This window comes from Sinomonas sp. (assembly GCF_036848755.1).
GTDB lineage: Bacteria > Actinomycetota > Actinomycetes > Actinomycetales > Micrococcaceae > Sinomonas.
Genome location: NZ_DAIUJO010000026.1, coordinates 16446 through 40506, shown reverse-complemented (window position 1 = coordinate 40506; position 24061 = coordinate 16446). Strand labels below are relative to the sequence as shown.

Below are 24061 nucleotides of genomic sequence, written 5' to 3'. Positions count from 1 at the left end.
CGGCCTGATCCTTTCAATCAGGCCGAACCCAAACACCGTTTAAGCCACAGTCCCGAGGTCACCTGAAATTTCGCGCGATCTCCGCCGTCGGCGGCTTCGAAGTCGAGGACTAGGTCGGTGGAGTTGGGGAGGCCGGAGCGGAAGTTGGGGAGGGCGGCGGTGAAGTTGGGGAGGCCGGAGCGGAAGTTGGGGAGGCCGGCGCGGAAGTTGCCGCGGGCGACTAGAGCTCGAGCACGTCGGGTCGCGGGACCAGGATGCCGCCGATGTCGGATGAGACGCTCGGCCACGTGGGGTCGGCGGAGAGCACGTCGAGGCCGGTCGCCGTTCGGAGGATGGTGTCCTCGACCTTGCACCCGATGGCGGTGGGGTTCCACGCGAAGGCGACATCGCTGCCGAGCGCTACGTCGACCCCAGGCGCCGCGCGGGGATCCCGGCCTGCGTAGCCCGCAATGCCGCCCTGATGATGCCGCTCCCACTCGGTCTCGGCGAAGCCGTTGAAGGCGTAGGCCCGCGTGCCGGCCGCGAACGCCGACGCGAGCGATCCGCCCGGCCGCGACGCCTCGAGGAAGGCCGCCTCGACCCGGAGAATCCGAAGGTCGGCGTCTCGCTCCTCCTCGGAGCGGGGCCCGAACCGGATCCACCTTGTCGCGTTGAGGATGAGGCCGCGGCGCCGGGCGCACACGACGACCATGGCCCGACGGCCGAGCCGAGCTCCCGTCGGCAGAGGGTGCCGCTCGAGGCGGCGGGACTCGCCTCCCACCAGGACGACGACGGGTTCGGCGCCCAGCTCGACGATCCCTCCCGACAGCCGTGCGGCGAGCGAGCGCTCGGACTGGTGCGGGGAAGCGGTTTCGAGCGTCCGCGTCAGCAGGGCTGCCACGTCGGAACCGAGTTCCCGAAAGCGTGCGACCTCGGCGGGAAGCAGCTCCTGGCGGACGCTTCTCAGCCCGGCTTCCAGGTCGGCTTCGCGCGCGCCGCCCGACGACAGGGCCTCGGCCTCCGCTGCGGCCCCCACATTCCCGTGCCATGGATGCTCGACAACCTCGGCCCAACCCGGGAGTTCCTCACCCGCGAGCCGGTGGGACTCGTTGGACGTCACATGCACCCGATCCCTGTCGCGGGAGACGACGACGGCGACGATCGGTGGCGCGGCGAGGCTCACGTGCGTGCGGGCTCCCTCGAGGTACCACGCGAGGGCGGCCTGGGAAGTCAGAGCGACGCTGTCGAGGCCGGCCTCGTCCAGAAGCGTCAGAATGCGGCGGCGCTTGGCCCGGTGCTCGGCGGAGCCGTCACACGGACCCGTCTGGGTGGGGATGGTGGAGAACTCGAGCTCGGAGGTCACGCGCTGCTCCCAGAGTGAGAAACCGATTTCTCACTACTCTATTGGTATGCGCTTTCCCGGTCAACGGGGCCCGAATCCCAAGATCTCTCCGAGCCAGTCCCAGGCCGCAGTCTGCATCTGACGAGTAAAGACGTGCCCCGAGGGAAGCAGCATGGCGGCGTAGTTCCCCTCGTGGCCATGGGCGGCAAACCGCCGCCGGAGCTGAGCGTCGGCGGCCTCCATGCCTGAACGGGGGAACAGCGGATCGCCCAACCCGTACTGGACGAGGAGCGGGCGCTCGGTCCACGAGCCGACCACCGACGGCCAGTCTCCCGCGGCTCCGAGTCCAGGGCTCAGCCACGTCCACGCGTGGCGCGCGAGGTGGGCAGGGAACATCGCGCCGAGCGTGCTCATCATGGTCACGACGACGGTTGCTGCCAGATGAGGCTCAAGCGCGCGCAGTACCCCTGCCCGAGCTCCACCGCCGGACATGCCCACGGCGGCGAGGCGCGCGCCGTCGACCGCGGGAAGCGAGCGGAGCACCGAGAGCGCCAGGCGATCCTCGCCGGCGAGCAGTCCTGCCCACGAGGCGCCCAGCAGCCCGGCCGCTTTGGCGACCTCCGACTCGGCGAGGCGGCCAGGCCCCCCATCCTCGGGGATCCGGCGCGACCCGAAGCCGAAGGCATCATGGACGAGTACGGCCGCCCCGCGACGAGCGAGGTCCTCGGCCCAGGCCCGGCCACCATAAGAGGCCCGACGCGAGGCCCGCACCACCGCTCCGAGCTCGCCTTCGGGGGCCCGCGGTCCGTCCGCGAGCTTCTCCCGCCCAGCGAGTTTGACCCCTCCGTGCTCGAACAGGGCGAGCACGCCAGGGAGGGTTCCGTCCTCGCCAGCGGGCCGCAGGAGCCACGCCCGCGTCCGTGGGCCATACCCGCAGTCCCAGCTGAGCTCCATGCCGGCCAGCCCGTCGCGCGTCCAGGATCCGTCGACGGTCACCTCGGCCGAGGCGCGGGCTGGCATGGTGCCCAGGGCGGCAGCGAGCTCGTCACGGATCACCGCGGCAGGCGTGTCGAGCCGCTCTTCGAAGACGGGGGCACGGCGAACGACGGCGGTCGCGAGGTCCGTGGCCCAGCCCGCCCAGGGCGCGGTTTCGTCTGCCGCCGAGGGTGCTGTCATGGGACGGCGGGCGTGCCGCCCGGCGCAGGCCCGGAACTCGCTCGGATCTCGAGACGGGGTGTGACGGTGAGGTCGTGCTCGGGATCGCGACCGTTGAGGAGATCCCAGAGCCGCGTCCATGCCTGTTCGCCCAGCTGCGTCTGGGGCACCGATGCCGTGGTGAGGGCCGGGGAGGCGAAGCGAGCGAAGGGGATGTCGTCGAAGCCCGTGACGGAGAGGCGCTCCGGCACGGACACTCCAGCCTCGTGGAGGGCGCCGAGCAAGCCGAGCGCGACCAGGTCGTTGAAGCACACTGCGGCGGTAGCGCCCGAGCGGAGAACGGTTTCGCGCGCCTGGTAGCCGTCCTCGAACATGGCGCCGCACGGAATGTAGAGGATCTCGGGCTGCTCATTCCACGGGAACGGGGGCTGGAGCGCCGCCATCCGGGCGCGGTTTCCGTACGATCCGTCCGGTCCCGCGAGATAGGCGATCCGGTGGTGGCCGAGCCGCACGAGCTCGCCGAGGATGCTGCGGATGCCCGCGCCATAGTCGACGGCGAGACTCGGCACCCCGGGAACCGGGCTCTCGCGGTTCACGAGCACCACCGGCGAAAGCTCGGGCAGGAGCTCGCCGAGCACGCCGGGATCCATGCGCGGGGAGACGAGGACGAGGGCGTCGCAGCGCCTCCGGGCCTCCCTCGCCAGGATCACCTCCTCGTCCGGGTTCTCGATCGAATCGGCGACGAGCACGCGGTATCCTTCGCGAGCCGCAGCCCGGCTCAGGCCGCGGAGCGTCTCCTGGAACATCGGGTTGGCGAGGTCCGGAACCACGATGGCAACGGTCTGCGTGCGCCCGATGGCGAGACTGCGGGCCACGGTGCTCGGCGAGTAGTTGAGCTTCGCGGCGGCCTCGCGGACGCGCTGGCCGATCTCAGGGTCGACCGTCGCGAGGCCGTTCATCACGCGTGAGACGGTCGCGCGGGAGACGCCGGCCTCCTGCGCGACGTGGGCGATCGTCACCCGCTGGGGTGGGCGGGTGCTCATCCGTGCCATGGAGTCCTCCTCGAGGGCGGCCACAGCGCCCGGTGGGACGAGTGTAGCAACCGGTTGCCCACGGAGTCAGGCCTAGAAGAAACCGATTTCTCGGCCTAGAATCCGTATCATGCCTGCTATCGACCTGCCGCTCACGGAGCTCCGTTCCTACCGGGGGAGCAGCCCACTCCCGGATGACCTCGACGCCTTCTGGGACGCGACCATCGCCCAAGCGCGCGAACATCCCTTGGCCGTTCGCTTCGAGCGGGTCGAGACCTACCTCCCGCTCGTCGAGACGTTCGACGTGACGTTTGCAGGCTACGGCGGCGACCCGATCAAGGCGTGGCTCCACCTCCCCGCGCTGCAGCCCGGTCAGCAGCGGGAGCCGCTTCCCGCCGTCGTCCACTACCTTGGCTACTCCGGCGGGCGCGGCCTCGCGCACCAGAACACCCTGTGGGCCCAAGCTGGATACGCCATGCTGATCATGGACTCGCGCGGGCAGGGATACGGCGGCCTGGTCGGCGAGACGCCCGACCCCCATCCGAGCGCGGGCGAAACCACCTATCCGGGCCTCATGACGCGCGGCATCCTCGATCCGCACACGTACTACTTCCGCCGGCTCTTCACCGATGCCATCCGGGCCATCGAGGCGGTTCAGGCGCACCCCGACGTCGACCCGTCCCGCGTCGCCGTCCAGGGCGTCTCGCAGGGCGGCGGCCTCGCGGTCGCGGCTGCAGGGCTCGCGGCGGGAAGGATCGACGGAGTCGTCGCCTGCCTGCCGGATGTCAACTTCCTGGCCGACTATCCGCGTGCGCTCGATATTGCGACGACCGGCCCCTATCCCGAGCTCGAGAACTACCTCAAGCGGCACCGGGACCACGTCGACGCGGCATTCGCGACCCTGCCGTACTTCGACGTGGTGAACCTGGGACGCTTCGCCCGGGTCCCGGCGTACTTCTCGGTGGCCCTCCGCGACACCACCTGCCCGCCGTCGACCGTCTACGCGACGCACAACCGATACGGCGAGGCTGCGGACGGCGGTCCGGTCGAGAAGTCGATCGAGGAGTACGCCTTCAACAACCACGAGGGAGGGGGTGAGCACCACGTGGTCCGGCAGCTCGCGTGGCTGCGGAAGCTCTTCGGGTGACGCGTCATAATTGCGCGACCACCGGGTGGCCTCGTAAGGTGACCGCATGATCAAGCGTTGGTATGCGTATTTTGCGTTGGCTCTGGAGGGCCAAGCGTAGATCCACGCATACCAACCTTCAGAGCCGACAGGGCAGGGACTCCGGTCCCTGCCCTTCGCCGTTCCAGGCAGGCTCTGAACGCTCGGGGTCTGTCGGAGAGAGACAGGAACCCCATGAATCCGCTGGCCCCGCAAACCCCGCTCGACTCTTCGCTGCGCAACACCCGCGTTGCGGAGTTCACCGCGCTTCCCACCCCCCGCGATCTCCTTGCCGAACTGCCGCTCCCAGCCGAGGCCGCGGCGACCGTGGCCCGCGGGCGCGACGAGGTCCGGGCGGTGCTCGACGGCGTCGACGACCGACTGCTCGTCATCGTCGGGCCCTGCTCGATCCACGACCCGGAGGCCGGCCTCGACTACGCGCGCCGCCTCGCCGCCGTCGCCCATGGGCACCGGGAGGACCTGCTCGTCGTCATGCGCACGTACTTCGAGAAGCCGCGGACCACGGTCGGCTGGAAGGGGCTCATCAACGACCCGCACCTCGACGGCACGCACGACATCGCGGCCGGCCTCCGGGCGGCCAGGCAGGTCTTGCTCGGCGTCTTGGGCCTCGGCCTTCCGACAGCGACCGAGTTCCTCGAACCGATCTCGCCCCAGTACACGGCCGATGCCATCGCCTGGGGAGCTGTCGGGGCACGTACCGCCGAGAGCCAGATCCACCGCCAACTCGTCTCGGGTCTCTCGATGCCTGTCGGCTTCAAGAACGGCACAGACGGGGGCCTCCAAGTCGCGATTGATGCCTGCGGGGCGGCCGCGGCAGCCCAGACTTTCCTGGGGATCGACGACGACGGTCGGGCCGCGCTCGTCTCGGCGTCCGGGAACTCGGACACCCACCTCGTGCTGCGGGGCGGAGCGAGCGGCCCGAACTACGACGCCGAGTCCGTTACCGCGGCCTCCGCGACTATGGCCGCGAAGGGCCTGAATCCCCGCCTCATCGTCGACGCGAGCCACGCGAACAGCGGGAAGAACCATCATCGTCAGGCCGAGGTCGCACTCGAGATCGGCGCCCAGCTCTCCGCGGCCGGACCTTCCTCGGAGGCCATTGCCGGGGTCATGCTGGAGAGCTTCCTCGTGGGCGGGGCGCAGTCTTCGGATCCCCGGGCGCTCGACCGGTTGGTCTACGGGCAGTCCGTCACGGACGCCTGCATGGACTGGGAGGTGACCGAGCAGGTGCTCGCCGCGCTCGCAGGAGCCGCGCGTTCGCGAAGGACCGGCGTCTGACCTCGCAAAATATCTACTTTCACAAGAGTCCCTCCAGCATCTAGAGTAGCTAGCAGAGCACAGTGAGGGCACCGACAGTCACGCCGTCGAGCGGGCCTCATGGGGATTGCGTCGACGGCGAGCAAGGAACTGAAGATGGCTGGTTCGGGGGAGTTCGCGAACACCCGCTTCCTCACGGTCGCGGAGGTCGCAGCGGTCATGCGCGTCTCCAAGATGACCGTCTACCGCCTCGTCCACTCCGGGGAGATGCCCGCCGTGCGATTCGGGCGCTCCTACAGGGTGCCGGAGGCTGCGGTCGAGGAGTTCGTCCGGAGGTCCACGGTCGAGGGGAGCACCGAGACCGCTTGACGCGGGCTGACGAGGTGCCGTCTGTCAAGGGCGCCGATTCGGTGCTGTATTCTGTTCAGGAACGTTTGACGTCACGTCACCAGCAGTTGGTTGCAAGCGGCCCCCACGGCGCCCGGCCAGCGGCCCGGTGCACCAAGTTACTGTAAGGAACTTCTGTGGGCTCAGTTATCAAGAAGCGCCGCAAGCGCATGGCCAAGAAGAAGCACCGCAAGCTGCTTCGCAAGACCCGTCACCAGCGCCGCAACAAGAAGTAAGGCGCCCCAAGTAACCGGCCGCTCCTGCTGAGGGCGGCGGAATGAGACCCGTCCCCTCTGGGGGCGGGTTTTTCTTTGTCTCGGGTACGCCAACGCCCTCCCGGTCGCGGGGGCGGGACGGCCTTGGGCGCTGCGGTTTCCGGGCCGGGGATCGCGGGTAGCCACCCACCGTACGGCTGTTGCGCTTCCGCAACTGTTCGGATGGGGCCCTGAATAGGGGTCGGGAGGGAGGCAGTCATGGCAACCACGCGCGAGCGGGCCAGGAGGATTCCGGCGCGCCTCGGATGGCGCGGCTGGCTCAAAGCCCTCGGCCCCGGCCTTGTGACCGGCTCGGCCGACGACGATCCCTCGGGCGTCGCGACCTACGCGCAGGCTGGCGCCCAGTATGGGTTTGCGATGGCGTGGACGGCACCCTTGGCGCTGCCGATGATGATCGCCGTACAGGAAATGTGCGATCGGACGGCCACCACGACAGGTCAGACCCTGGGACGGCTCGCCCGACGCCGCTTCCGCCGGGCCGGGACCCTCGTGGTGGGGCTGCTGCTGCTGTGCCTGCTGGTCGCCAACATCGTCAACGTCGGCGCGGATCTCATGGCCATCGGGAAGGGCATGGAGCTCCTCGGTGCCGGGCCCTCGCGGGTCTGGGCCCCGATCGCAGGGCTGGCACTGGCGGTGCTGCTGATGACCGGGTCCTACAGGCTCGTCTCCAAGGTCTTCGTCTGGCTCTGCCTGGCCCTGTTCGCGTATGTCCTCGTGATGTTCCTCGCGGGCGTCCAGTGGGGAGAGGTCCTCGCCGGCCTCACGCTCCAGCGGCTGCAGCCCGGGGTGCAGTTCTGGGGGCTGGTCGCTGCCGTGTTCGGCACCTCGATCTCCCCGTACCTGTTCTTCTGGGAGAGCGGGCAGCGCATCGAGGAGATGCGGGCACGCCCCGAGAACGGGGACGAGCCGGCAGCCGACACCCAGATCCCGGACTACAAGGCGATCCGCCGCCGGCGCCAGCAGCGCATCGACGTCGTGACCGGCATGGCGGTCTCCACTCTGGTGATGTTCGCCATCATCGTCGCCACGGGGGCGACCATCGGCCGCCACCCGACCGACATCAGCTCCGCCGCAGACGCGGCGAAGGCGCTCAAGCCGCTCGCCGGACCGTTGGCCGGGGCCGTGTTCGCGCTCGGGTTCATCGGCACGGGACTGCTCGGCGTCCCGGTCCTCGCGTCGGCAGCCTGCATCGGCATCAGCGGCCTCACCGGCAAGGCCTGGGGTTTCGACCGGAGCCCGCGCAAGGCGCCCCTGTTCTATGGGCTGCTGATCGTCGGGCTCATCGTCGGCACGGCGCTATCGGCGATGTTCACCGACGCGATCGCCCTGCTGGTCCTCTCGGCCATGCTGAACGCCATCGCGGCGGCGCCGTTCCTCGTCGTCGTCCTCCTCATCGCGGGGGACCGCGAGATCATGGGCAAGCGCGCCAACGGGCTCCTGTCCACTGCGGCCGGCTGGACGACGGCCGCCATCATGGCGGCCGCTGGCGTCGTCGCCATCTGGGCACAGTTCAGCGGGGGTTAGAGACAACCTCGGTCGCCTCCTTCGTTTCGGGTACGCCAACTCTCCCTTCCTCGTACCCGAGACGGGTGCTGGGCGGAACATCCGCTCCCGAAACGGCAAGGCTGGGGGATATCTGTACCCGAGACGGGTGCTGGGCGGAACATCCGCTCCCGAAACGGGGCGTCAGCGGGCGTCAGCGGCGGAAGCGGGTGTAGCTGCGCCAGAGTCCGTACACGGCGCCGCCCACGGTGGCGAGCTTGAGGCCGAGGGTCGCGGCCCGCCGGCCCGATCGGAAGTCATAGATCGGCCAGTTGTGGGCGTTCGCATGGTGCCGCAGGCGCGCGTCGGGATTGATCGCGACCGGGTGCCCCACGAGGCTGAGCAGCGGAATGTCGTTGTGCGAGTCCGAGTAGGCCCAGCAGCGCTTGAGGTCCAGGCTCTCCTGCTCCGCGAGTTCGGCCACGGCCTCGGCTTTGGCTTTGCCGTGAAGGATGTGGCCCACGATCCGGCCCGTGTATGCGCCGTTCTCGATCTCCGCGACCGTACCGAGCGCGCCGGTGAGCTCGAGCCGTTCGGAGATGACCGACGCGATCTCGATCGGCGTCGCCGTCACAAGCCATACCCGCCGTCCGACACGCAGGTGCTGTTCCGCCAACGCCTTCGTGCCCGGCCAGATGCGGGATTCGATCATCTCGTCGTAGACCTCGTACCCGACCGTTGCGACGTCCTCGGACCGGATCCCTGCAGCCAGCGCGAGGGCGGAGCTCTGGATCGAGTGGACGTCTTCGAGGGTCTCGCCGCGCAGGAGGAATGCGAACTGCTTCCAAGCGAATCCGGCCGCATCGCGAAGCGTGAACACCTTGCGCTCGTACATCTTGCGGCCCACGTGGAAGAGGCTCGCGCCGCGCATGAGGGTGTTGTCGACGTCGAAGAACGCCGCCTCCGTGGGCCGGGCCTGCGGGGCCGGGCGCGCCGAGGCATACGCGAACTTCTGGGCGGGCATGGTCCGAGTGTAGTCAAGTCCTGAGGGCTGCCGCGCTACGGTGGAGGAATGCACATCCCCGAGATCGTTCTCGTCACCCGTCGCGAATGCCACCTGTGCGAGGCAGCGCGCGAGGTCGTGGGCAGGGTCGCCGCGGACGTCGGCGCCCCGTGGAGCGAGCGGCTCATTGACGACGACGCCGAGCTCGCCGCGCGCTTCGCTGAGGAGGTCCCGGTGGTGCTCGTGGACGGGGTGCAGCGGGACTTCTGGAAGATCGACGAGGCAAGGCTCCGCCGTACCTTGGCCGCCGCTTCGCGCGCGTTCGAGCGCTAAGGCTTTGGGTGGGGCGGGTTTGGCTGCCGCCGAGCGCAGTCCTAGAGTGAATCGGGCCTACGAACGGTCATGGAAGGAATGGGTGCAGTGACGTCTCACGCGCAGTCGCCTGAGGGCGTCTCCGGTGAGCCGCCCGCCAAGCGCCTGCCGAGCGCCGTCGTCTCGCGTCTGACCGTCTACGTCCGCGCACTCAACGGCTTCGTCGCCGAGGGGATCGAACGGGTCTCCTCCGACGCCTTGGCCGAGGCCTCGGGAGTGAGTTCGGCGACGCTGCGCAAGGACCTCTCCCAGCTCGGGTCCTATGGCACGCGGGGAGTGGGCTACGAGGTGGAGAACCTCTTGCAGCATCTCTCGGCCGCGCTCGGCCTGACCCGGGACTGGCGCGTAGCCATTGTCGGGGCCGGCAACCTCGGCCGCGCTCTCGCCCGTTACGGAGGCTTCGAGACGCGCGGCTTCGAGGTCGTCGCCCTGCTCGACAGCGACCCCGAACTGATCGGCAACGAGGTCGGTTGGCTCCGGGTGACGGACGCTGCGAACCTCGAGGCCATCTTCCGCCGCACACGGGCGAACATGGCCGTGCTGGCGCTCCCCGGGTCTGCCGCCCAGGCCGCCTGCGACCGAGTGGTCTCTGCGGGTGTCCGAAGCATTCTCAGCTTCGCACCCACCATCCTCCAGGTGCCGCGCGGCGTCACTCTGCGCAAGGTGGACATGGCGACTGAGCTGCAGATCCTCGCATACCACGCGCAGCGCGGTGAGGCAGGCGGCCAGACGGGCGAGAACGAGCACGGCGAGCCCGCCGAAGGCACGGCGCCCTAGGGCGCCCTAGGGCGCCCGCTGCGCGGCTAGCGGATGTAGCCCCGGCGCGCTGCGGCCGCGGTGGCGAAGTAGAAGTTCGACGCCGGGAGCCACTCGAGCACGGTGGCCACCACGTAGGCAGTGGTGGTCGTGGCGCTGAGGAGGTAGAGCGGCGCCGCCGAGAAGAACTGGTTCACTATGACTGGTCCGAGGGCGAACACGTAGACGATGCCCAGAAGCGCACCGAGCACGCTCAGAGACGCAAAGACCGTCTGCAGGATCCTGACCCAGTTGCGACCCGACCGGATCCCCAAGGCGATGAGCACCCCGATCGCGGCGCCGATGAGGGCGCTCACCCACAGAGTCGGCTCGATGAAGCCCTGCATCTGCTCGGCCAAGCCCGGCGGCAGCGGCTGGCGCGATCGAATGGTCATCTCGGCGAGAGCGATGTTCACGCTCTTCTGGGCGATCTGCGCCTGGACCGGCACCGCAAGAAGCGGCAGCACAGCCGATGCCACAAGGCACCAGAATGCGGTGTTGACGGTCGCGGGACGATCGAGGCGACGGGGGGCTGGCATCCCGGGGAACGAACCCGTCGGGAGCTGGCTGGGCCATGGGCCGGTGTGGGGACTCTGGGTCATGTCGATCGCCTCACTTCCCGTAGGGGTTGCCGAAGGACCGCGGGGGACCCGAGTACGGGTTGTTGAACTGGTTCTGATTGTCCAGGAACGCTGAGACCGGCCGGCGGAACAGGAGGATGATCGACGCGATCGCGAGCGCAATGGTGATGAGCGAGAACAGGCCTGCGCCGAAGAAGCTCAGGATCGCGAGCGCGAGGAACACGGTGGCGAGAACGCGGGCCCAGCGGCGCCCCCTCCGGAGGAAGACGGCGGATACCGCGAGCACGACGGCGTTGATCACCGCTCCTGCGAAGAGAACCCACAGGAAGGTCAGGATGAGGCTACGGACCCGATCGGGGGCGAGGGCCGGCCTTGTCGCCTCCTGCGAGTACATGTTCTGGAGCGTGCCGATCTGGCTCGAGGTGACCGCGAGGCCCAGTATGCCCACGAGCACCTCAACGATGGCAGTTGCGATGATGAGCCAGAAGACAATGGTGACGCCCGACTGCTGGGCACTCGGCGGAGGGGTCCCGTAGCCGAACGAGCCCGACCCGGGGGAGCCGTATGGAGCCTGGCTGTATTGAGGGTTCTGGCTGTATTGAGGGTTCTGGCCGTACTGGGGTTGGCCGTACTGCGGTTGGCCGTACTGGGGCTGCCCGTACTGCGGTTGGCCGTACTGGGGTTGCCCGTACTGGGGTTGCCCGTACTGCGGTTGGCCATACTGGGGCTGCCCGTACTGCGGCGGCTGCTGCGCGTGGTGCCCGGGCTCCGGCGTCTGGGCTCCCGGGGCGTACTGCCCGAAGCGAGGCGCCGGCCTGGGCTCCTCAGCACCGGATCCGGCGACCCCGGATCCTGTGCTTTCGGATCCGGTTCCCTCAGGTCCCGCGCTCTCGCGTCCCGCGTCTTCGTCCCGCGGGCCCTCGGGCTGCTGGGGGTTGCTCATGGCTCGTCCTCCGCTCGGCGAATACGGAGCGGCCGCTGTTCCGTCCCCGCAATGCCCACCATACCGGCACGCACCCCGCAAAAGCTCGGATAATCGGGGTCGATATCTCCGCGGATTCTCGGCGCCGTCCGCGCTCTGACGCGACGAAGCCCCGCCCTCTGAGCGGCTGCTCGGGCGGGGCTCCGCTAGGGCGTCAGGGGTTACGCCTGGGGGGCGGTGAAGGCGAGGTCGAGGGAGATCACGACCTTGTCGCTCACGAGCACGCCACCGGCCTCGAGGACCGCGTTCCAGGTGAGGCCGAACTCCTTGCGCGAGATCGTGGTCTCGCCGGAGATGCCGGCGCGGGTGACGCCGAACGGATCGACGGCAACGCCGTTGAACTCGGTCTCGATCGTGACCTCCTGGCTCACTCCCTTGATGGTGAGGACGCCGGTGACGTCGTACGACTCCCCGTTGTGCTCGATGGCGGTCGAGACGAAGGTCATTTCGGGGAACTGCTCGACGTCGAAGAAGTCGGGGCCCTTGACGTGCCCGTCGCGGTTGGCGTCCGCGGAATCGAAGGAGGCCGTCTTGACGGTGGCCTCGACCTTCGTCTCGGCGAGGCTGTGGCCGACGTTCACGGTGGCGGCGGCGTCGGTGAACTTGCCGCGGACCTTGCTGATGCCCGCGTGGCGGACGGTGAAGGCGATGTCGCTGTGGGCGACGTCGAGGGTCCAGATGCCGGGGGTGATGCCGGAGGGAACAGTCATGGGGGTCTCCTGGAAGTCGAAGTGATCGTTCGTGGTGGTTGAAGTGTCAACCAATGCACTCATCCTATACATGCAAATGCATCTTCTGCTACCCCCTGTGCGTGATCTCACAGGGAACTCACGGTTACGGGGAGTAGTTCTACTGCTCGTAGAATGAGATCGAGCGGGGGCGCTTCGCTGTCCGCAGCCCGGAGTGTCGGTCGATTTCCCGCAGCCTCAACCATTTGAGAAACTGGATGCCATGCCTTCTTCCACCGTCCATCTGTTGCGCCACGGCGAGGTCTACAACCCCGCCGGCGTGCTGTACGGCCGGCTCCCGGAGTTTCACCTCTCGGAGCGCGGCAGGAAGATGGCGGAGTGCGTCGCCGAACACTTTGCAGAGCGAGCGCACGACGGCGCGCGCTTCGTCTATCTCGCGGCGTCGCCTCTCACGCGTGCACAGGAGACGGCGGCTCCCACCGCAGCCATCCTCGGCCTCGAGATAGCCCCGGAGCCGCGCATCATCGAGGCCGAGAACCGGTTCGAGGGCTTGCGCGTGACGCGCAATGAGCTGGCCAAGCCGCGGCACTGGCGCTATCTCGTCAACCCGTTCCGCCCGTCCTGGGGGGAGCCGTACGAGCAGCAGGCCGCCCGCGTCCTCGCCGCCGTCGCTGACGCGGCGCGCATCGCCGTCGACCGCGGGGGAGACGGCGCCGAAGCGATCCTCGTTGCCCACCAGCTCCCCATCTGGGTGACGCGGCTCAAGGTCCAAGGTCGCCCCCTCTGGCACGACCCGCGGATGCGCGAATGCACGCTGGCCTCCCTCACGAGCCTGACGGTGGACGCCTCGAGCGGCGCCGTCGTCTCGCTCCGCTACGCCGAACCCGCCGCCGCCCTCCTCCCGGGTGCCGCGACGACTCCGGGGGCGTGACGGCGATGACCGCACCAGATCCCACCCGTCGCCGCTTCCTCCGGCTCGCCGCCGCCGTCCCGGCCGCCGCCCTGTCCGTGGCCGCGCTCTCGGCCTGCGCGGCGAACGATCCGCTGGCCGCGCAGGCACGGGCCGGCGACAACAAGAATTACGTGGCCGGCGACGGCTCGGTGACGGAGTACGCGAAGGGCCAGCGCAAGCCTCCCATCGCCTTCACGGGCACCCTCTACGACGGCACGACCGTGGACTCGAAGACCTTCGCGGGCCACGTGACCGTGCTCAACTTCTGGTTTGCGGCCTGCGCCCCCTGCCGCGTCGAGGCTCCCTCGCTCAAGCAGCTCCACGACGAGTTCGCCTCCCAAGGCGTGATCTTCTATGGCGTGAACCTGCGAGACGAGAAGGGCACCGCCGAAGCGTTCGAGCAGACGTTCGCCATGCCGTACCCGAGCTTCAACGACCAGGACGGGCGCGTGCTCCTCGCGGTCTCCGGCGTCGTGCCGCCGGGTGCGGTTCCCACGACGCTCGTCCTCGACAAGCAGAGCCGGGTCTCCGCGCGCATCCTCGGGGAGCTCGACAAGGGCACCCTCAAGGCGCTCATCCAGACGGCGGCGGCCGAGTAGCGTGGGCGGGAACAGTTTCAGCGATGCCGTCCTCAACGGCTCCCTGCTGCTCGCCGTGCCCGTGGCGCTCCTGGCCGGCTTCGTCTCGTTCGTCTCGCCCTGCGTGCTCCCGCTCGTCCCCGGCTACCTGGGATACGTCACGGGTTTGACCGGCGTGGACCTCGAGAAGCAGAAGCGCGGGCGCATGGTGTCCGGGATCGGGCTGTTCGTCCTCGGATTCACGGCGGTGTTCGTTGCGACGGGTGCGGTGTTCGGCCAGCTCGGGGCGTGGCTCGCCATCTCCTCGTCGTGGCTCACGCGCGTGCTGGGGATCGTCGTCGTCCTCATGGGCATCGTGTTCATGGGAGGACTCGGGATCTTCCAGCGCGAGGCGCGCGTGCACGTCAAGGCGCCCGCGGGCCTCTGGGGGGCGCCGCTCCTCGGGGTGACGTTCGGCCTCGGCTGGGTGCCCTGCATCGGCCCGACGCTTGCCGCGGTGCAGCTTCTCGCCTTCACCAATGGGGCGACCGCCTACAAGGGTGCGCTCCTCACCTTCGTGTACTGCCTCGGGCTCGGCATCCCGTTCCTGCTCATCGCGCTCGCATTCCGCCGGGGAATGGGCGCGCTCAAGTTCTTCAAACGCCACCGCCGGGCACTGCAGGCCTTCGGCGGCGGCATGCTGATCCTGATCGGCGTGCTGATGGTCTCCGGAGTGTGGAGCCAGTGGATCTCCCAGCTGCAGATCTGGATCGGAACCGTGAGGCTGCCCATCTGATGACCCTCAAGACTGAGAACGAGAAGACCCCCAAGGAGCCGCGCAAGGCGCGGCAGAGGAAACGGGACGACGTCGCGGTGCCGGCGCTCGGCGTCCTCGGGATGCTGCGGTGGGCCTGGACCCAGCTGACGAGCATGAAGACCGCCCTCTTCCTGCTGCTGCTCCTCGCGGTGGCCGCGGTGCCCGGGTCGCTGTTCCCCCAGCGTCCCGTCAACCCGTCGGTCGTGACGCAGTACCTCAAGGACCATGCGGACTACGGGCCGATCCTGGACAAGCTCCAGATGTTCGACGTCTATTCGTCCGTCTGGTTCTCCGCGATCTACCTGCTGCTGTTCATCTCGCTCATCGGCTGCGTCATCCCGCGGGCTATCGCCCACTGGAAGGCCTGGCGCTCGAAGCCGCCGCGGACGCCGGCCCGGCTCTCCCGCCTGCCCGTCTACGGCACGCTGATCGTCCCGTCCGAGCAGCAGCTCGGCGCCGAGGAGGCTGCACGGCAGGCGGCGGAGGCGCTCAAGAAGCGCGGCTACCGCGTCGACGTGCGCCCGGCGTCCGACGACGGCGGCCCTGGCGGCAAGGCGGCCCTCGCCTCGCTGGGTGCCGAGCGCGGCTACCTGCGCGAGCTCGGGAACCTCTGCTTCCACAGCGGCCTCGTGGGTGTGCTCATCTCGGTCGCGATCGGCGGCCTGTTCGGCTACAGCGGGCAGCGGACGCTCGTCGAGGGCGACACGTTCGTGAACACTCTCGTCGGCTACGACCAGTTCAATCCCGGAACCGACTTCCAGTCCTCCTGGCTTGCGCCGTACTCGATCCAGCTCGACAAGTTCGATGTCGTCTACGACCGTGAGTCGCCCGGGCACTTCGGCCAGCCGCTCGACTTCACGGCCCACCTCACGACGAAGGACTCGCCGGACGGTGCGGCGAAGCAGCAGATTCTCAAGGTCAATGATCCGCTGAGCATCGGCGGCACCGACGTCTACCTCGTGGGCAACGGCTACGCGCCGGTCGTGACCGTCCGCGGCGGTGACGGCAAGATTGCATACCAGGGCCCGATCCCGTCGCTTCCGACCGACACCGTCTACACGTCGACGATGGTCATCAAGGCTCCGGATGCCAAGCCGTCCCAGCTCGGCTTCGTCGGGTTCTTCCTCCCGACGGCGGTCAAGGACTCGAACGGGGTGGCCTACAGCGCCGATCCGGACCCCTTGTCGCCGCAGCTCAACCTCAACTCGTACACCGGGGATCTCGGCCTCGACAAGGGCGCGCCGCAGAGCGTCTACGCGCTCGACGTGTCCAAGCTCAAGCAGCTGAACGGGCCGAACCTGCCGACAAAGGGCATCGTGCTCAACGCCGGGCAGTCCTACACGCTGCCCAACGGGCAGGGCACCATCAGCTTCGACGGGCTCAAGCGCTACGTGGCCCTCGACATCCATCACAATCCAGGCCAGGTGTGGGCGCTCGGCTTTGCGCTGTTCTCCCTTGCGGGCCTCGTCGCCTCGCTCTTCATCCCGCGCCGCCGCCTCTGGCTCCGCTTCGGAGACCACGCGGACGGCCGCACCATGGTCGAATACGGGCTTCTGGCCCGGGGCGAGGACCACGGCCTCGCGGGGGAGGGCAAGGCGGTCCGCGCCGTGCTCGCGAAGACGTGGAACCTCGCCGATCCGGCGTCCAGCGCTCCAGGGGGAGCCGGGCAGGCGCAGAATAGGACTCAGCCAACCTCAGAGAAGGACTCCTGATGCCTCTCAACCAGACCCTCGGCTCGTACAGTGAGCTCTTCATGCTGCTCGCTGCGGGGACGTACGTCGTGGCCTTCCTCGCGTTCGCGTGGGACATGGCGACGAGCGGGAAGACCGGACAGCTGGACGCCGGGCGCCTCGCCGAAAGCAAGGCCGCGGCCGCGAAGGTGCCGGCCATGGCCGGCAGCGGCGCACGGGCTTCGGCGCCCCCGGCGGGAGGTGCGAAGGACGCCGGGAGCCCCGTCGCGCCGTCGTCCGTCGCTTCGGCGGGGGGTGCCCGTGCCACCGTGGCTGATTCGGGCCTGGGCTACACGACCCGCCGCAACGCGGCGCGCGTGGGTGTTGCGATCAGCATTCTGGGTCTGATCATCCACGGTGCCGGCGTGGTCACGCGGGGGATTGCGGCGGACCGCGTCCCGTGGGGCAACATGTACGAGTTCTGCACCACCGGTGCTTTCCTCGTCGTCGCCGTCTTCCTCCTGACGCTCGTCAAGCGCGACCTCCGCTTCCTCGGCACGTTCGTGCTGGGGCTCGCGGTGGTGATGATGGTGGCCGCTGCCGTCGCGTTCTGGACCCCAGTCGGTCACCTCGTCCCGGCGCTCCAGAGCTATTGGCTCGTCATCCACGTCTCGATCGCCGTGCTCTCGTCGGCGCTCTTCACCCTCACGTTCTCGATGGGCGTGCTGCAGCTCGTCCAGGCCCGTCGCGAGGCCAAGATCGCGGGCGGCGCGCCGGACAGCGGAGGCTTCCTCGGGCTCGTGCCGAGCGCGCTCACGCTCGAGACGCTCAGCTACCGCATCAACACGATCGCATTCGTCGGGTGGACCCTCACCGTCATGTTCGGCTCGATCTGGGCGGAGAAGGCGTGGGGCCGCTTCTGGGGCTGGGACACGAAGGAAGTCTGGAGCTTCGTGATCTGGGTCGTGTACGCGGCGTATCTGCACGCGCGCGCGACGCGCGGCTGGACCGGCACGCGGGCCGCATGGCTCTCGATCGTCGGGTACCTGTGCGTGATCTTCAATTTCACGGTCGTGAACATGTACTTCTCGGGCCTCCACTCGTACGCGGGGCTGCCGACTTCCTAGGAGGTCGACTGGGGGCTCGGCTCCCTCGCTCCGAACACGGTTGCGCCGTCACCTTCGCAGGGTTCCACCCTGCGAAGGTGACGGCGCAACGTCGTTTCGGCTATTTGATGCCGGTGGTGGCGATGCCCTTGACGAGGAACTTCTGGCCGATGAGGAAGGCGATGAAGACGGGCAGGAGGGAGACGACGGACATGGCGAACATGGCGCCCCAGTCGGTGCTGGACTGGGCATCGACGAAGGCGCGCAGGGCGACGGGGACGGTGAAGACGTCCGGGGAGGTGAGGTAGATCAGCTGGCTGAAGAAGTCGCTCCAGGTCCAGATGAACGTGAAGATGGTCGTGGTGGCCAGGGCGGGGGTCATGAGGGGCAGGATCACGCGCAGGAAGATGCGGGGGTGGCCGGCGCCGTCGATCCGGGCGGCCTCGTCGAGCTCGCGGGGGATGCCCCGGATGAACTGGACCATGAGGAAGGTGAAGAACGCGTCGGTGGCCAGGAACTTGGGCACGATGAGGGGCGCGAACGTGTTGATCCAGCCCAGCTGGGAGAACAGGATGTACTGCGGCACGATCACGACGTGGATGGGGAGCATGATCGTGACGAGCATCGCGGCGAACATCCATTTCTTGCCCCGGAAGTCGAGCCTGGCGAAGGCGTAGGCGGCCATGGAGCAGGAGACGAGGTTGCCGACGACGGCGCCCAGGACCACGATCGTGGAGTTGAGCAGGTAGGTCGCGAACGGGGAGGTCAAGGCGTTCCAGCCGTTGGCGTAGTTCTCGGGGTGGGCCTGGGTGAGCCAGAGGCCGGGGGCGCGGAAGACGTCGTCGCTGGGCCGGAACGAGGAGACGATCATCCACAGCAGCGGGTAGATCATCACGACCGCCGTGGCGATGAGGATGGCGTGCTTCAGGACGCTCTTGGCCCGCTGGCGCGGGGTGGGGGCGTAGCCCGAGCCGCGAGGGCGGCGGGGGCCTCGTGCGGTGGCCCGGCTCGGGCCCGGCGCTCCGGCGGAGGGCTCCTGGTGCGCCGTGGCGTCGGCGGTGACGCGGTGGAGGGTGGCGTGGGGGGCTGCTTCAGTCGTCATAGAACACCCAGAATTTCGATGCGTAGAAGTTGATGGCGGTGAAGGCGCCGACGATGACCAGCAGGACCCAGGCCATCGCCGAGGCGTAGCCCATGTCGAACTGTCCGAAGCCGCGCTGGTAGAGGTAGAGCGTGAAGAACATCGTCGAGTCGGACGGGCCGCCGGTGCCGCCGGAGACGATGAAGGCCTGTGTGAAGGACTGGAAGGCCCCGATGATCTGCAGGACGAGGTTGAAGAAGATGATCGGGCTCAGCAGTGGCAGGGTGATCCTGAAGAAGCGGGTGGCGCGGCCGGCGCCGTCGACGGCTGCGGCCTCGTAGTACATCGCGGGGATCTGCCGGAGCCCGGCGAGGAAGATGATCATCGGCGAGCCGAACGTCCACACGTGCAGCAGGATGATGCTGCCCAGGGCGGTGCTCGGGTCCGAGATCCAGCCCGGGCCCTGGATCCCGACCATGGCCAGGAGCTGGTTGACGAGCCCGGAGGTGCCGAACATCTGCTTCCACAGGATCGCGACGGCTACCGAGGATCCCAGGAGGGAGGGCAGGTAGAAGATCGAGCGGTAGAACGCCAGGCCCCTCAGGCCCTTGTCCAGGGCCATGGCGACCGCCAGGGCGAGGCCTAGCTGGAGCGGGACGCCGACGACGACGTAGGTCAGGGTCACCCCGAGGGAGTTCCAGAACCGGCCGTCGCCCATCATGCGGGTGAAGTTGTCGAACCCGATGAAGTTCGGGTCCTGGATCAGGTTGTAGTCCGTGAAGGAGAGGTAGAGCGACATCACCATCGGCCCGACCGTGATGCACACGAGGCCCACGATCCACGGGGCCAGGAACACGAGCGCCGCCCTGTTGTCCTTCTTGGATGCCTTGGGCTGCGAGCCCTTCGGCGTCGAGCTCCTCGGGGTCAGGCCCGCGTCCTTGCGGCCGTCCCTCTTCTTTCCCAGACTGCCGAGTTCGGCAAGCGCGCTCATGTCATGAAACCTTTCATAGATGCGGCTCCTGCGTGGAGCGACGCTGCTGGCTTTGCGCTGGACACGGGACGATCCTCCTTGGCTGGGAATGCGCTTTCACGCAAAGATAGGGTGGCGATCCGGTGGCGTCAAGGGTTGGGAGACCCCTTGCAATATCAGGTGGAATGCGTTTTCCTTAGGCCTTGACGCTGGATGTGACCTCGGACATACTCAGTGAACCAGAAACCGATTTCTCAGGCAACGCTTCGCACTCGAACCATGGAGAGACAATGACGACTCTGACCCGCCGATCAGCGCTCAAGCTCTTTGCCGGAACCGCTGCAGTGGGAGTCCTCGCCGGCTGTGGAACCGGCGGCGGGAAGAACGCCGACGGTTCCGTAACGCTCCGCTTCTCCTGGTGGGGCAACGACGTCCGCAACAAGCAGACCCAGCAGGTGATCGACGCCTTCCAGAAGGCGCACCCCAGTATCAAGATCCAAGCGGAGCCCGGGGTCTGGTCGGGCTACTGGGACAAGCTGGCCACCCAGACCGCGGCCAACGACGCCCCTGACGTCATCCAGATGGACCTCGCGTACATCGCCGAGTACGGCGGCCGCGGTGCTCTCCTCGACCTCTCGAAGCAGAGCCAGCTCAACCTCTCGGCCTTCGACCAGAACACCATCAAGGCGGGCCAGTACAACGGCAAGCTGTACGGCATCAGCACCGGCCAGAACGCCCTCGCCGTGTTCGCGAACGTGAAGGTCTTCCAGAAGGCAGGCATTCCGATCCCGGACGACACGAAGTGGACGTGGGACGACTATCTGAAGACCGCGCAGGCGCTCGCCGCGGGTGCGGGCAATTACGGCTCGTCCTACGGCATCACGGACCAGAGCCTCAGCATCTGGCTGCGCCAGAGAGGTGAGCAGCTCTACACGCAGGACGGCAAGACTGGCTTCACCGTCGACGGCGTCGCGTCCTTCATCGCGTTCCAGAAGAAGCTCCTGGACGCGAAGGCCGCCCCGCCCGCGAGCGTGGCGCAGGAGGACACCGGCGCTGCCGTCGAGCAGACGCTCGCCGCGACCAACAAGACGGGCATGTCCTTCTGGTGGACCAACCAGCTCGGTGCGCTCGAGAAGGCCACGGGCAGCGACATCAAGCTCCTCCGAGTCCCGAGCCAGGACGGCAAGCCCCAGGACGACGGCCTCTTCTACAAGCCCTCGATGTACTGGTCGGCGTCGTCCCGGTCGAAGCACCCCGCAGAGGCTGCGACGTTCATCGACTATCTCGTGAACAGCACCGACGTCGCGAAGGTGATCACGACCGAGCGGGGCTTCTCGACATCCCCATCCATCCAGAACGCCATCAAGCCCCTGCTCACGCCCACGGACAAGGCAGCACTCGACTTCCTCACCGAGATCAAGCCAGAGCTCGGCCAGCCGCCAGCTGTTCCGCCGACCGGATCGAGCAAGGCAGCCGACGCTCTCGGCCGCCACGTCACCGATGTGCTCTTCGGGCGTGCGAGCGCGCAGGCTGCGGCGGCCGGCTTCAAGAGCGACGCCGACAACATGATCAGCAGCGCTCAGAAGTAACTCGCCGTCGGGGGCTTCGATTCAGAGGCCGCGAAGGAAGTCGGGGTCGTCGTCCGGAGCCATCGGGCGGCGGCCCCCTCCGGTTCCGCCACTCCTCGGTGGTGACGAACGCCGCGGGCGGCCGAAGATGAGCCACAGGGCGGTTCCGATGGCGGGCAGCACGGTGACCAGGAACCATGCCGTCTTCGGCAGACCTCCGCGAACGGCCGCGCGGTCCGCCAGCGCGCAGTCCACCATGGCATAGAGCCACGCGGCCAGAATGGCGATGACGGGCAGAAGGCGGGCCATGCCTCCATTTTAGTAAACTTGACCAGTGGCATTCCTGAAGTACTCCCTAGTCCGCGCAGCCCTCTTCGTGGTCCCGTTCGTCGTCTTCCTGCTGCTCGGGATCGGTGGGGTGCTCTCGGCCGTCTACGCGTGCATCATCGCGTTCGCGGTGAGCTTCCTCTTCCTTCGCCAGCAGAGGAACGCGGCCGCCACTGATGTCAGCGATGTCTTCGGTGGCCGCAAGAAGGTCCGTGTTTCCCAAGAGGACGAGGACGCGGAAGCCGAGGATGCGATCGACGAGGCGCAGCGCGTGGAGGAAGAGTATCCCGAGTTCCACGCCCCGGACTCCGACAAGGACGCCTGATCGCCGCGTCCCGGACGCGAACCAGGCCGGGCGCGAGCCCGCCCTACGCGCGCCCGCCCTACGCGCGCCCCAGGACCTCGGCAACCCCGAACAGCACGCTGAACCCCAGGTTGATGAAGCCGGTCTGCTGGAGAACGGGAATCAGGCCCGGCCCAGCGGTCCCTGAGAGCATCGTCCTCGACGGCACCAGGGCCGCTGGGACGAGCACCAGGACGAGCAGCATCCACGGGTTCGTCGGAGTGAGCAGCAGGGCGGCGAGGATAGCGAGGCCGAGCATGGCCGGGTACGAGCGTCGAGCGGCGACGTCGCCCAGCCTGACGGCGAGAGTCCGCTTCCCGGCGATGCGGTCGGTGGGGATGTCCCGGACGTTATTGGCCATGAGCAGTGCATCCGCGATGAGGCCGGTCGCGACGGCCCCCGCCCACGCGGGCCCGCTGAGCGTGAGCGCTTGGGTGTACGTTGTGCCGAGCGTCGCGACCAGGCCGAAGAACACGAACACGAACAGGTCGCCGAGCCCGAGGTAGCCGTACGGCCGCTTCCCGCCCGTGTAGCCCCACGCCGCGAGCACCGAGAGCGCCCCGAGGATGATGAGCCACCACGTCCCCGAGAGCGCGACCAGCCCAAGCCCGAACAGGGCCGCCGTGCCGAAGGAGAGGAACGCAGCACGCTTGACCGCCCCCGGTGCGGCCGCGCCGCTGCCTACGAGCCGGAACGGGCCCACCCGGTTGTCGTCGGTTCCGCGAATCCCGTCGGAGTAGTCGTTTGCGTAGTTCACGCCGACTTGGAGCATGACGGAGACGAGAGCGGCGAGGAGCGCGTTGAGCGGCCTGAACGAGCCGAGGCCGTAGGCAGCGGCGCTGCCGACGATCACCGGCGCGATGGCCATGGGAAGGGTCCGCGGGCGGGCGCCCTGGACCCACTGGGCGGTAGTTGCCACGAGTGTTCCTGAGGGTGGTCGATGTGATGGGGCGAGGGGGGTCAAGCGGGTGGCGGGGCGAGGTGCGCGGGGCCCGGGCCCGGCGCGAGCGCCTGCCGGTCCGGCTTGCCGTTCGGCAGGAGCGGCAGCTCGTCGAGCACGAGCCAGGTCTTCGGTGCGAGCCGTCCCAAGCGTTCGACGGCGGCGGCCCGCACGAGCCCCAGCGTGAGGTCGCGCGCCGTTGGCGTCGCGGCGTCGTCTGTCCCCTCGAGGACGATGGCAGCGGCAAGGGCTTGCCCCCACTCAGCGTCGCGGACGCCGGCGACGAAAGCCTCCCGCACGCCGTCGACCGCCTCGAGCTCGGCTGCCACGCGCGCGGCCGATGCCTTGACGCCGCCGGTGATGACGACGTCGTCCACTCTCCCGAGGACGCGGAGCTGCCCGTCCCCGGTGAGCTCGCCGAGATCCGACGTGACGAACCAGCGCTCGCCGTCCTCTTCGACGAAATGCGCGGCGGTGAGCTCCGGATCGCCCACGTATCCCGCTGCCACGACGGGTCCGCCGAGGCGGATGCGGCCGTCCTCCACAATCCGGACCGAGACACCCTCGAGGGGGAAGCCGTTGTAGACGCACCCCCCGCACGTCTCCGCCGAACCGTAAGTCGTCACGACCCTGATGCCAGCCTCGCTCGCGCGCTCGAGCAGTCCCGGCGGGACGGGCGCCCCGCCGATCAGGACCGCGTTGAAGCGGCGGAGCAGCTGGGCGAGCCGCGGCGACGGGTCCTCGAGGAGGCGCCGCAGCTGGGTCGGCACGAGGGACGTGAAGCGGATCGGGTCGGTGAGCTCCGCGGCGGCCGCTTCGAAGGCGTCGGGCGTGAATCCGTCGGAGAGGTCCATCTCGATGGGCCGGGTTCCAGCGAAGAGCGAGCGCACGAGGACTTGCACCCCCGCGACGTACTCGAGGGGCAGCGCGAGCAGCCACTGCCCCTCGCCGTGCAGCGCGAACGCCGTGCTCATGGAGGACGCCGCGAGCGCGTCGACGGTCAACGCCGTCGCCTTCGGGGTCCCCGTGGACCCCGAGGTGCGGACGACGACGGCCGTCCCCTTGGGCAGTGACTCCGCCGCCGCCGTGGGCCGCCACGTGCGCCAGGCCGGCGAGCGGCCCCCGCTGGGGCCGAACTCGACGGCAGGGCCCTCCCACGCGAGTGCGGCGGCAAGCGCCTTGAGGACGGGGTCCAGGCTCATGGCTTCCTCCCC

Annotated in this window: 26 protein-coding genes; 14 read left to right on the top strand and 12 right to left on the bottom strand. The window is 68.6% G+C overall.

Annotated elements, in window-relative coordinates; translation table 11 throughout:
* Positions 1–220: 220 nt before the first annotated feature.
* The 3 genes from V7053_RS06185 to V7053_RS06175 are packed head-to-tail and all read right to left on the bottom strand — an operon-like array spanning position 221 to position 3528.
* A complete protein-coding gene (locus V7053_RS06185; RefSeq protein ID WP_334171395.1) occupies positions 221–1342 on the bottom strand; it encodes a M24 family metallopeptidase in 1122 nt (373 codons plus the stop codon).
* A gap of 60 nt (positions 1343–1402) precedes the next feature.
* Positions 1403–2497 carry a dienelactone hydrolase family protein gene (locus tag V7053_RS06180; RefSeq protein WP_334171394.1) on the bottom strand — a complete coding sequence of 365 codons (1095 nt, stop codon included), beginning with the start codon at positions 2495–2497 and terminating at the stop codon, positions 1403–1405.
* A complete protein-coding gene (locus V7053_RS06175; RefSeq protein WP_334171393.1) occupies positions 2494–3528 on the bottom strand; it encodes a LacI family DNA-binding transcriptional regulator in 1035 nt (344 codons plus the stop codon). The genes V7053_RS06180 and V7053_RS06175 overlap by 4 nt, the downstream gene beginning before the upstream one ends.
* 109 nt (positions 3529–3637) lie before the next feature.
* On the opposite strand from V7053_RS06175, the gene V7053_RS06170 reads away from it, so the two are divergent.
* The 5 genes from V7053_RS06170 (at position 3638) to V7053_RS06150 (ending at position 8136) form a co-directional block, all read left to right on the top strand.
* The gene (locus tag V7053_RS06170) at positions 3638–4654 is read left to right on the top strand and encodes an acetylxylan esterase (protein ID WP_334171392.1); all 1017 of its coding nucleotides are present in this window, start codon (positions 3638–3640) and stop codon (positions 4652–4654) included.
* A gap of 213 nt (positions 4655–4867) precedes the next feature.
* Positions 4868–5971, top strand: a complete 1104-nt coding sequence (locus V7053_RS06165; protein WP_334171391.1) for a 3-deoxy-7-phosphoheptulonate synthase — start codon at positions 4868–4870, stop codon at positions 5969–5971.
* A 135-nt stretch (positions 5972–6106) separates the two neighbouring features.
* On the top strand, positions 6107–6319 hold the full coding sequence (locus tag V7053_RS06160) for a helix-turn-helix domain-containing protein (RefSeq protein ID WP_334171390.1): 213 nt from the start codon (positions 6107–6109) through the stop codon (positions 6317–6319).
* A gap of 155 nt (positions 6320–6474) precedes the next feature.
* Entirely contained in the window at positions 6475–6573 is a 99-nt protein-coding gene (locus tag V7053_RS06155) for a 30S ribosomal protein bS22 (protein WP_003792170.1), read from the top strand.
* Between the two features lie 237 nt (positions 6574–6810).
* Positions 6811–8136, top strand: coding sequence for an Nramp family divalent metal transporter (locus V7053_RS06150; RefSeq protein WP_334171389.1), 1326 nt, complete (start codon positions 6811–6813; stop codon positions 8134–8136).
* Positions 8137–8308: 172 nt separating this feature from the next.
* Here the strand turns inward: V7053_RS06150 and V7053_RS06145 are convergent, their stop codons facing one another.
* A complete protein-coding gene (locus V7053_RS06145; RefSeq protein WP_334171388.1) occupies positions 8309–9118 on the bottom strand; it encodes an HAD family hydrolase in 810 nt (269 codons plus the stop codon).
* 48 nt (positions 9119–9166) lie between these two features.
* On the opposite strand from V7053_RS06145, the gene V7053_RS06140 reads away from it, so the two are divergent.
* The gene (locus tag V7053_RS06140; protein ID WP_334171387.1) at positions 9167–9430 is read left to right on the top strand and encodes a glutaredoxin family protein; all 264 of its coding nucleotides are present in this window, start codon (positions 9167–9169) and stop codon (positions 9428–9430) included.
* 87 nt (positions 9431–9517) lie between these two features.
* The gene (locus V7053_RS06135) at positions 9518–10246 is read left to right on the top strand and encodes a redox-sensing transcriptional repressor Rex (RefSeq protein ID WP_443022562.1); all 729 of its coding nucleotides are present in this window, start codon (positions 9518–9520) and stop codon (positions 10244–10246) included.
* A 26-nt stretch (positions 10247–10272) separates the two neighbouring features.
* Here the strand turns inward: V7053_RS06135 and V7053_RS06130 are convergent, their stop codons facing one another.
* The 3 genes from V7053_RS06130 to V7053_RS06120 all read right to left on the bottom strand — a co-directional run bounded on the left by V7053_RS06130 (position 10273) and on the right by V7053_RS06120 (position 12537).
* Entirely contained in the window at positions 10273–10866 is a 594-nt protein-coding gene (locus V7053_RS06130) for a hypothetical protein (protein ID WP_334171386.1), read from the bottom strand.
* 10 nt (positions 10867–10876) lie between these two features.
* On the bottom strand, positions 10877–11788 hold the full coding sequence (locus V7053_RS06125; RefSeq protein ID WP_334171385.1) for a DUF4064 domain-containing protein: 912 nt from the start codon (positions 11786–11788) through the stop codon (positions 10877–10879).
* A 200-nt stretch (positions 11789–11988) separates the two neighbouring features.
* Positions 11989–12537: a YceI family protein gene (locus tag V7053_RS06120; protein WP_334171384.1), complete on the bottom strand. Its 549-nt coding sequence runs from the start codon at positions 12535–12537 to the stop codon at positions 11989–11991.
* Positions 12538–12778: 241 nt separating this feature from the next.
* On the opposite strand from V7053_RS06120, the gene V7053_RS06115 reads away from it, so the two are divergent.
* From V7053_RS06115 to ccsB, 5 genes are read left to right on the top strand one after another with little or no spacing between them, the layout of a single operon-like run.
* Positions 12779–13447, top strand: a complete 669-nt coding sequence (locus V7053_RS06115; protein WP_334171383.1) for a histidine phosphatase family protein — start codon at positions 12779–12781, stop codon at positions 13445–13447.
* Between the two features lie 5 nt (positions 13448–13452).
* Positions 13453–14067: a TlpA family protein disulfide reductase gene (locus tag V7053_RS06110; protein ID WP_334171382.1), complete on the top strand. Its 615-nt coding sequence runs from the start codon at positions 13453–13455 to the stop codon at positions 14065–14067.
* A 1-nt stretch (position 14068) separates the two neighbouring features.
* Positions 14069–14821: a cytochrome c biogenesis CcdA family protein gene (locus V7053_RS06105; protein ID WP_334171381.1), complete on the top strand. Its 753-nt coding sequence runs from the start codon at positions 14069–14071 to the stop codon at positions 14819–14821.
* Complete coding sequence (gene resB / locus V7053_RS06100) at positions 14821–16554, top strand: cytochrome c biogenesis protein ResB (protein WP_334171380.1); 1734 nt, start codon at positions 14821–14823, stop codon at positions 16552–16554. The genes V7053_RS06105 and resB overlap by 1 nt, the downstream gene beginning before the upstream one ends.
* Positions 16554–17639, top strand: coding sequence for a c-type cytochrome biogenesis protein CcsB (gene ccsB, locus V7053_RS06095; RefSeq protein ID WP_334171379.1), 1086 nt, complete (start codon positions 16554–16556; stop codon positions 17637–17639). The genes resB and ccsB overlap by 1 nt, the downstream gene beginning before the upstream one ends.
* A gap of 100 nt (positions 17640–17739) precedes the next feature.
* Here the strand turns inward: ccsB and V7053_RS06090 are convergent, their stop codons facing one another.
* Positions 17740–18720 (bottom strand): carbohydrate ABC transporter permease, encoded by a 981-nt coding sequence (locus tag V7053_RS06090; RefSeq protein ID WP_443022561.1) that lies wholly within the window; start codon positions 18718–18720, stop codon positions 17740–17742.
* Entirely contained in the window at positions 18710–19690 is a 981-nt protein-coding gene (locus V7053_RS06085) for a carbohydrate ABC transporter permease (protein ID WP_334171378.1), read from the bottom strand. Before V7053_RS06085 ends, V7053_RS06090 begins: the two co-directional genes overlap by 11 nt.
* A gap of 269 nt (positions 19691–19959) precedes the next feature.
* Here V7053_RS06085 and V7053_RS06080 point away from each other — a divergent pair, with 269 nt between their 5' ends.
* The gene (locus V7053_RS06080) at positions 19960–21258 is read left to right on the top strand and encodes an ABC transporter substrate-binding protein (RefSeq protein WP_334171377.1); all 1299 of its coding nucleotides are present in this window, start codon (positions 19960–19962) and stop codon (positions 21256–21258) included.
* Positions 21259–21279: 21 nt separating this feature from the next.
* On the opposite strand, the gene V7053_RS06075 is transcribed toward V7053_RS06080, so the two are convergent.
* On the bottom strand, positions 21280–21546 hold the full coding sequence (locus V7053_RS06075; protein ID WP_334171376.1) for a PLDc N-terminal domain-containing protein: 267 nt from the start codon (positions 21544–21546) through the stop codon (positions 21280–21282).
* A 25-nt stretch (positions 21547–21571) separates the two neighbouring features.
* Between V7053_RS06075 and V7053_RS06070 the strand changes: the two genes are divergently transcribed.
* Positions 21572–21889 carry a DUF4229 domain-containing protein gene (locus V7053_RS06070; protein WP_334171375.1) on the top strand — a complete coding sequence of 106 codons (318 nt, stop codon included), beginning with the start codon at positions 21572–21574 and terminating at the stop codon, positions 21887–21889.
* Positions 21890–21947: 58 nt separating this feature from the next.
* On the opposite strand, the gene V7053_RS06065 is transcribed toward V7053_RS06070, so the two are convergent.
* The gene (locus tag V7053_RS06065) at positions 21948–22826 is read right to left on the bottom strand and encodes a 1,4-dihydroxy-2-naphthoate polyprenyltransferase (RefSeq protein ID WP_334171374.1); all 879 of its coding nucleotides are present in this window, start codon (positions 22824–22826) and stop codon (positions 21948–21950) included.
* A 41-nt stretch (positions 22827–22867) separates the two neighbouring features.
* The gene (locus V7053_RS06060; RefSeq protein ID WP_334171373.1) at positions 22868–24049 is read right to left on the bottom strand and encodes an AMP-binding protein; all 1182 of its coding nucleotides are present in this window, start codon (positions 24047–24049) and stop codon (positions 22868–22870) included.
* Positions 24050–24061 lie beyond the last annotated feature (12 nt).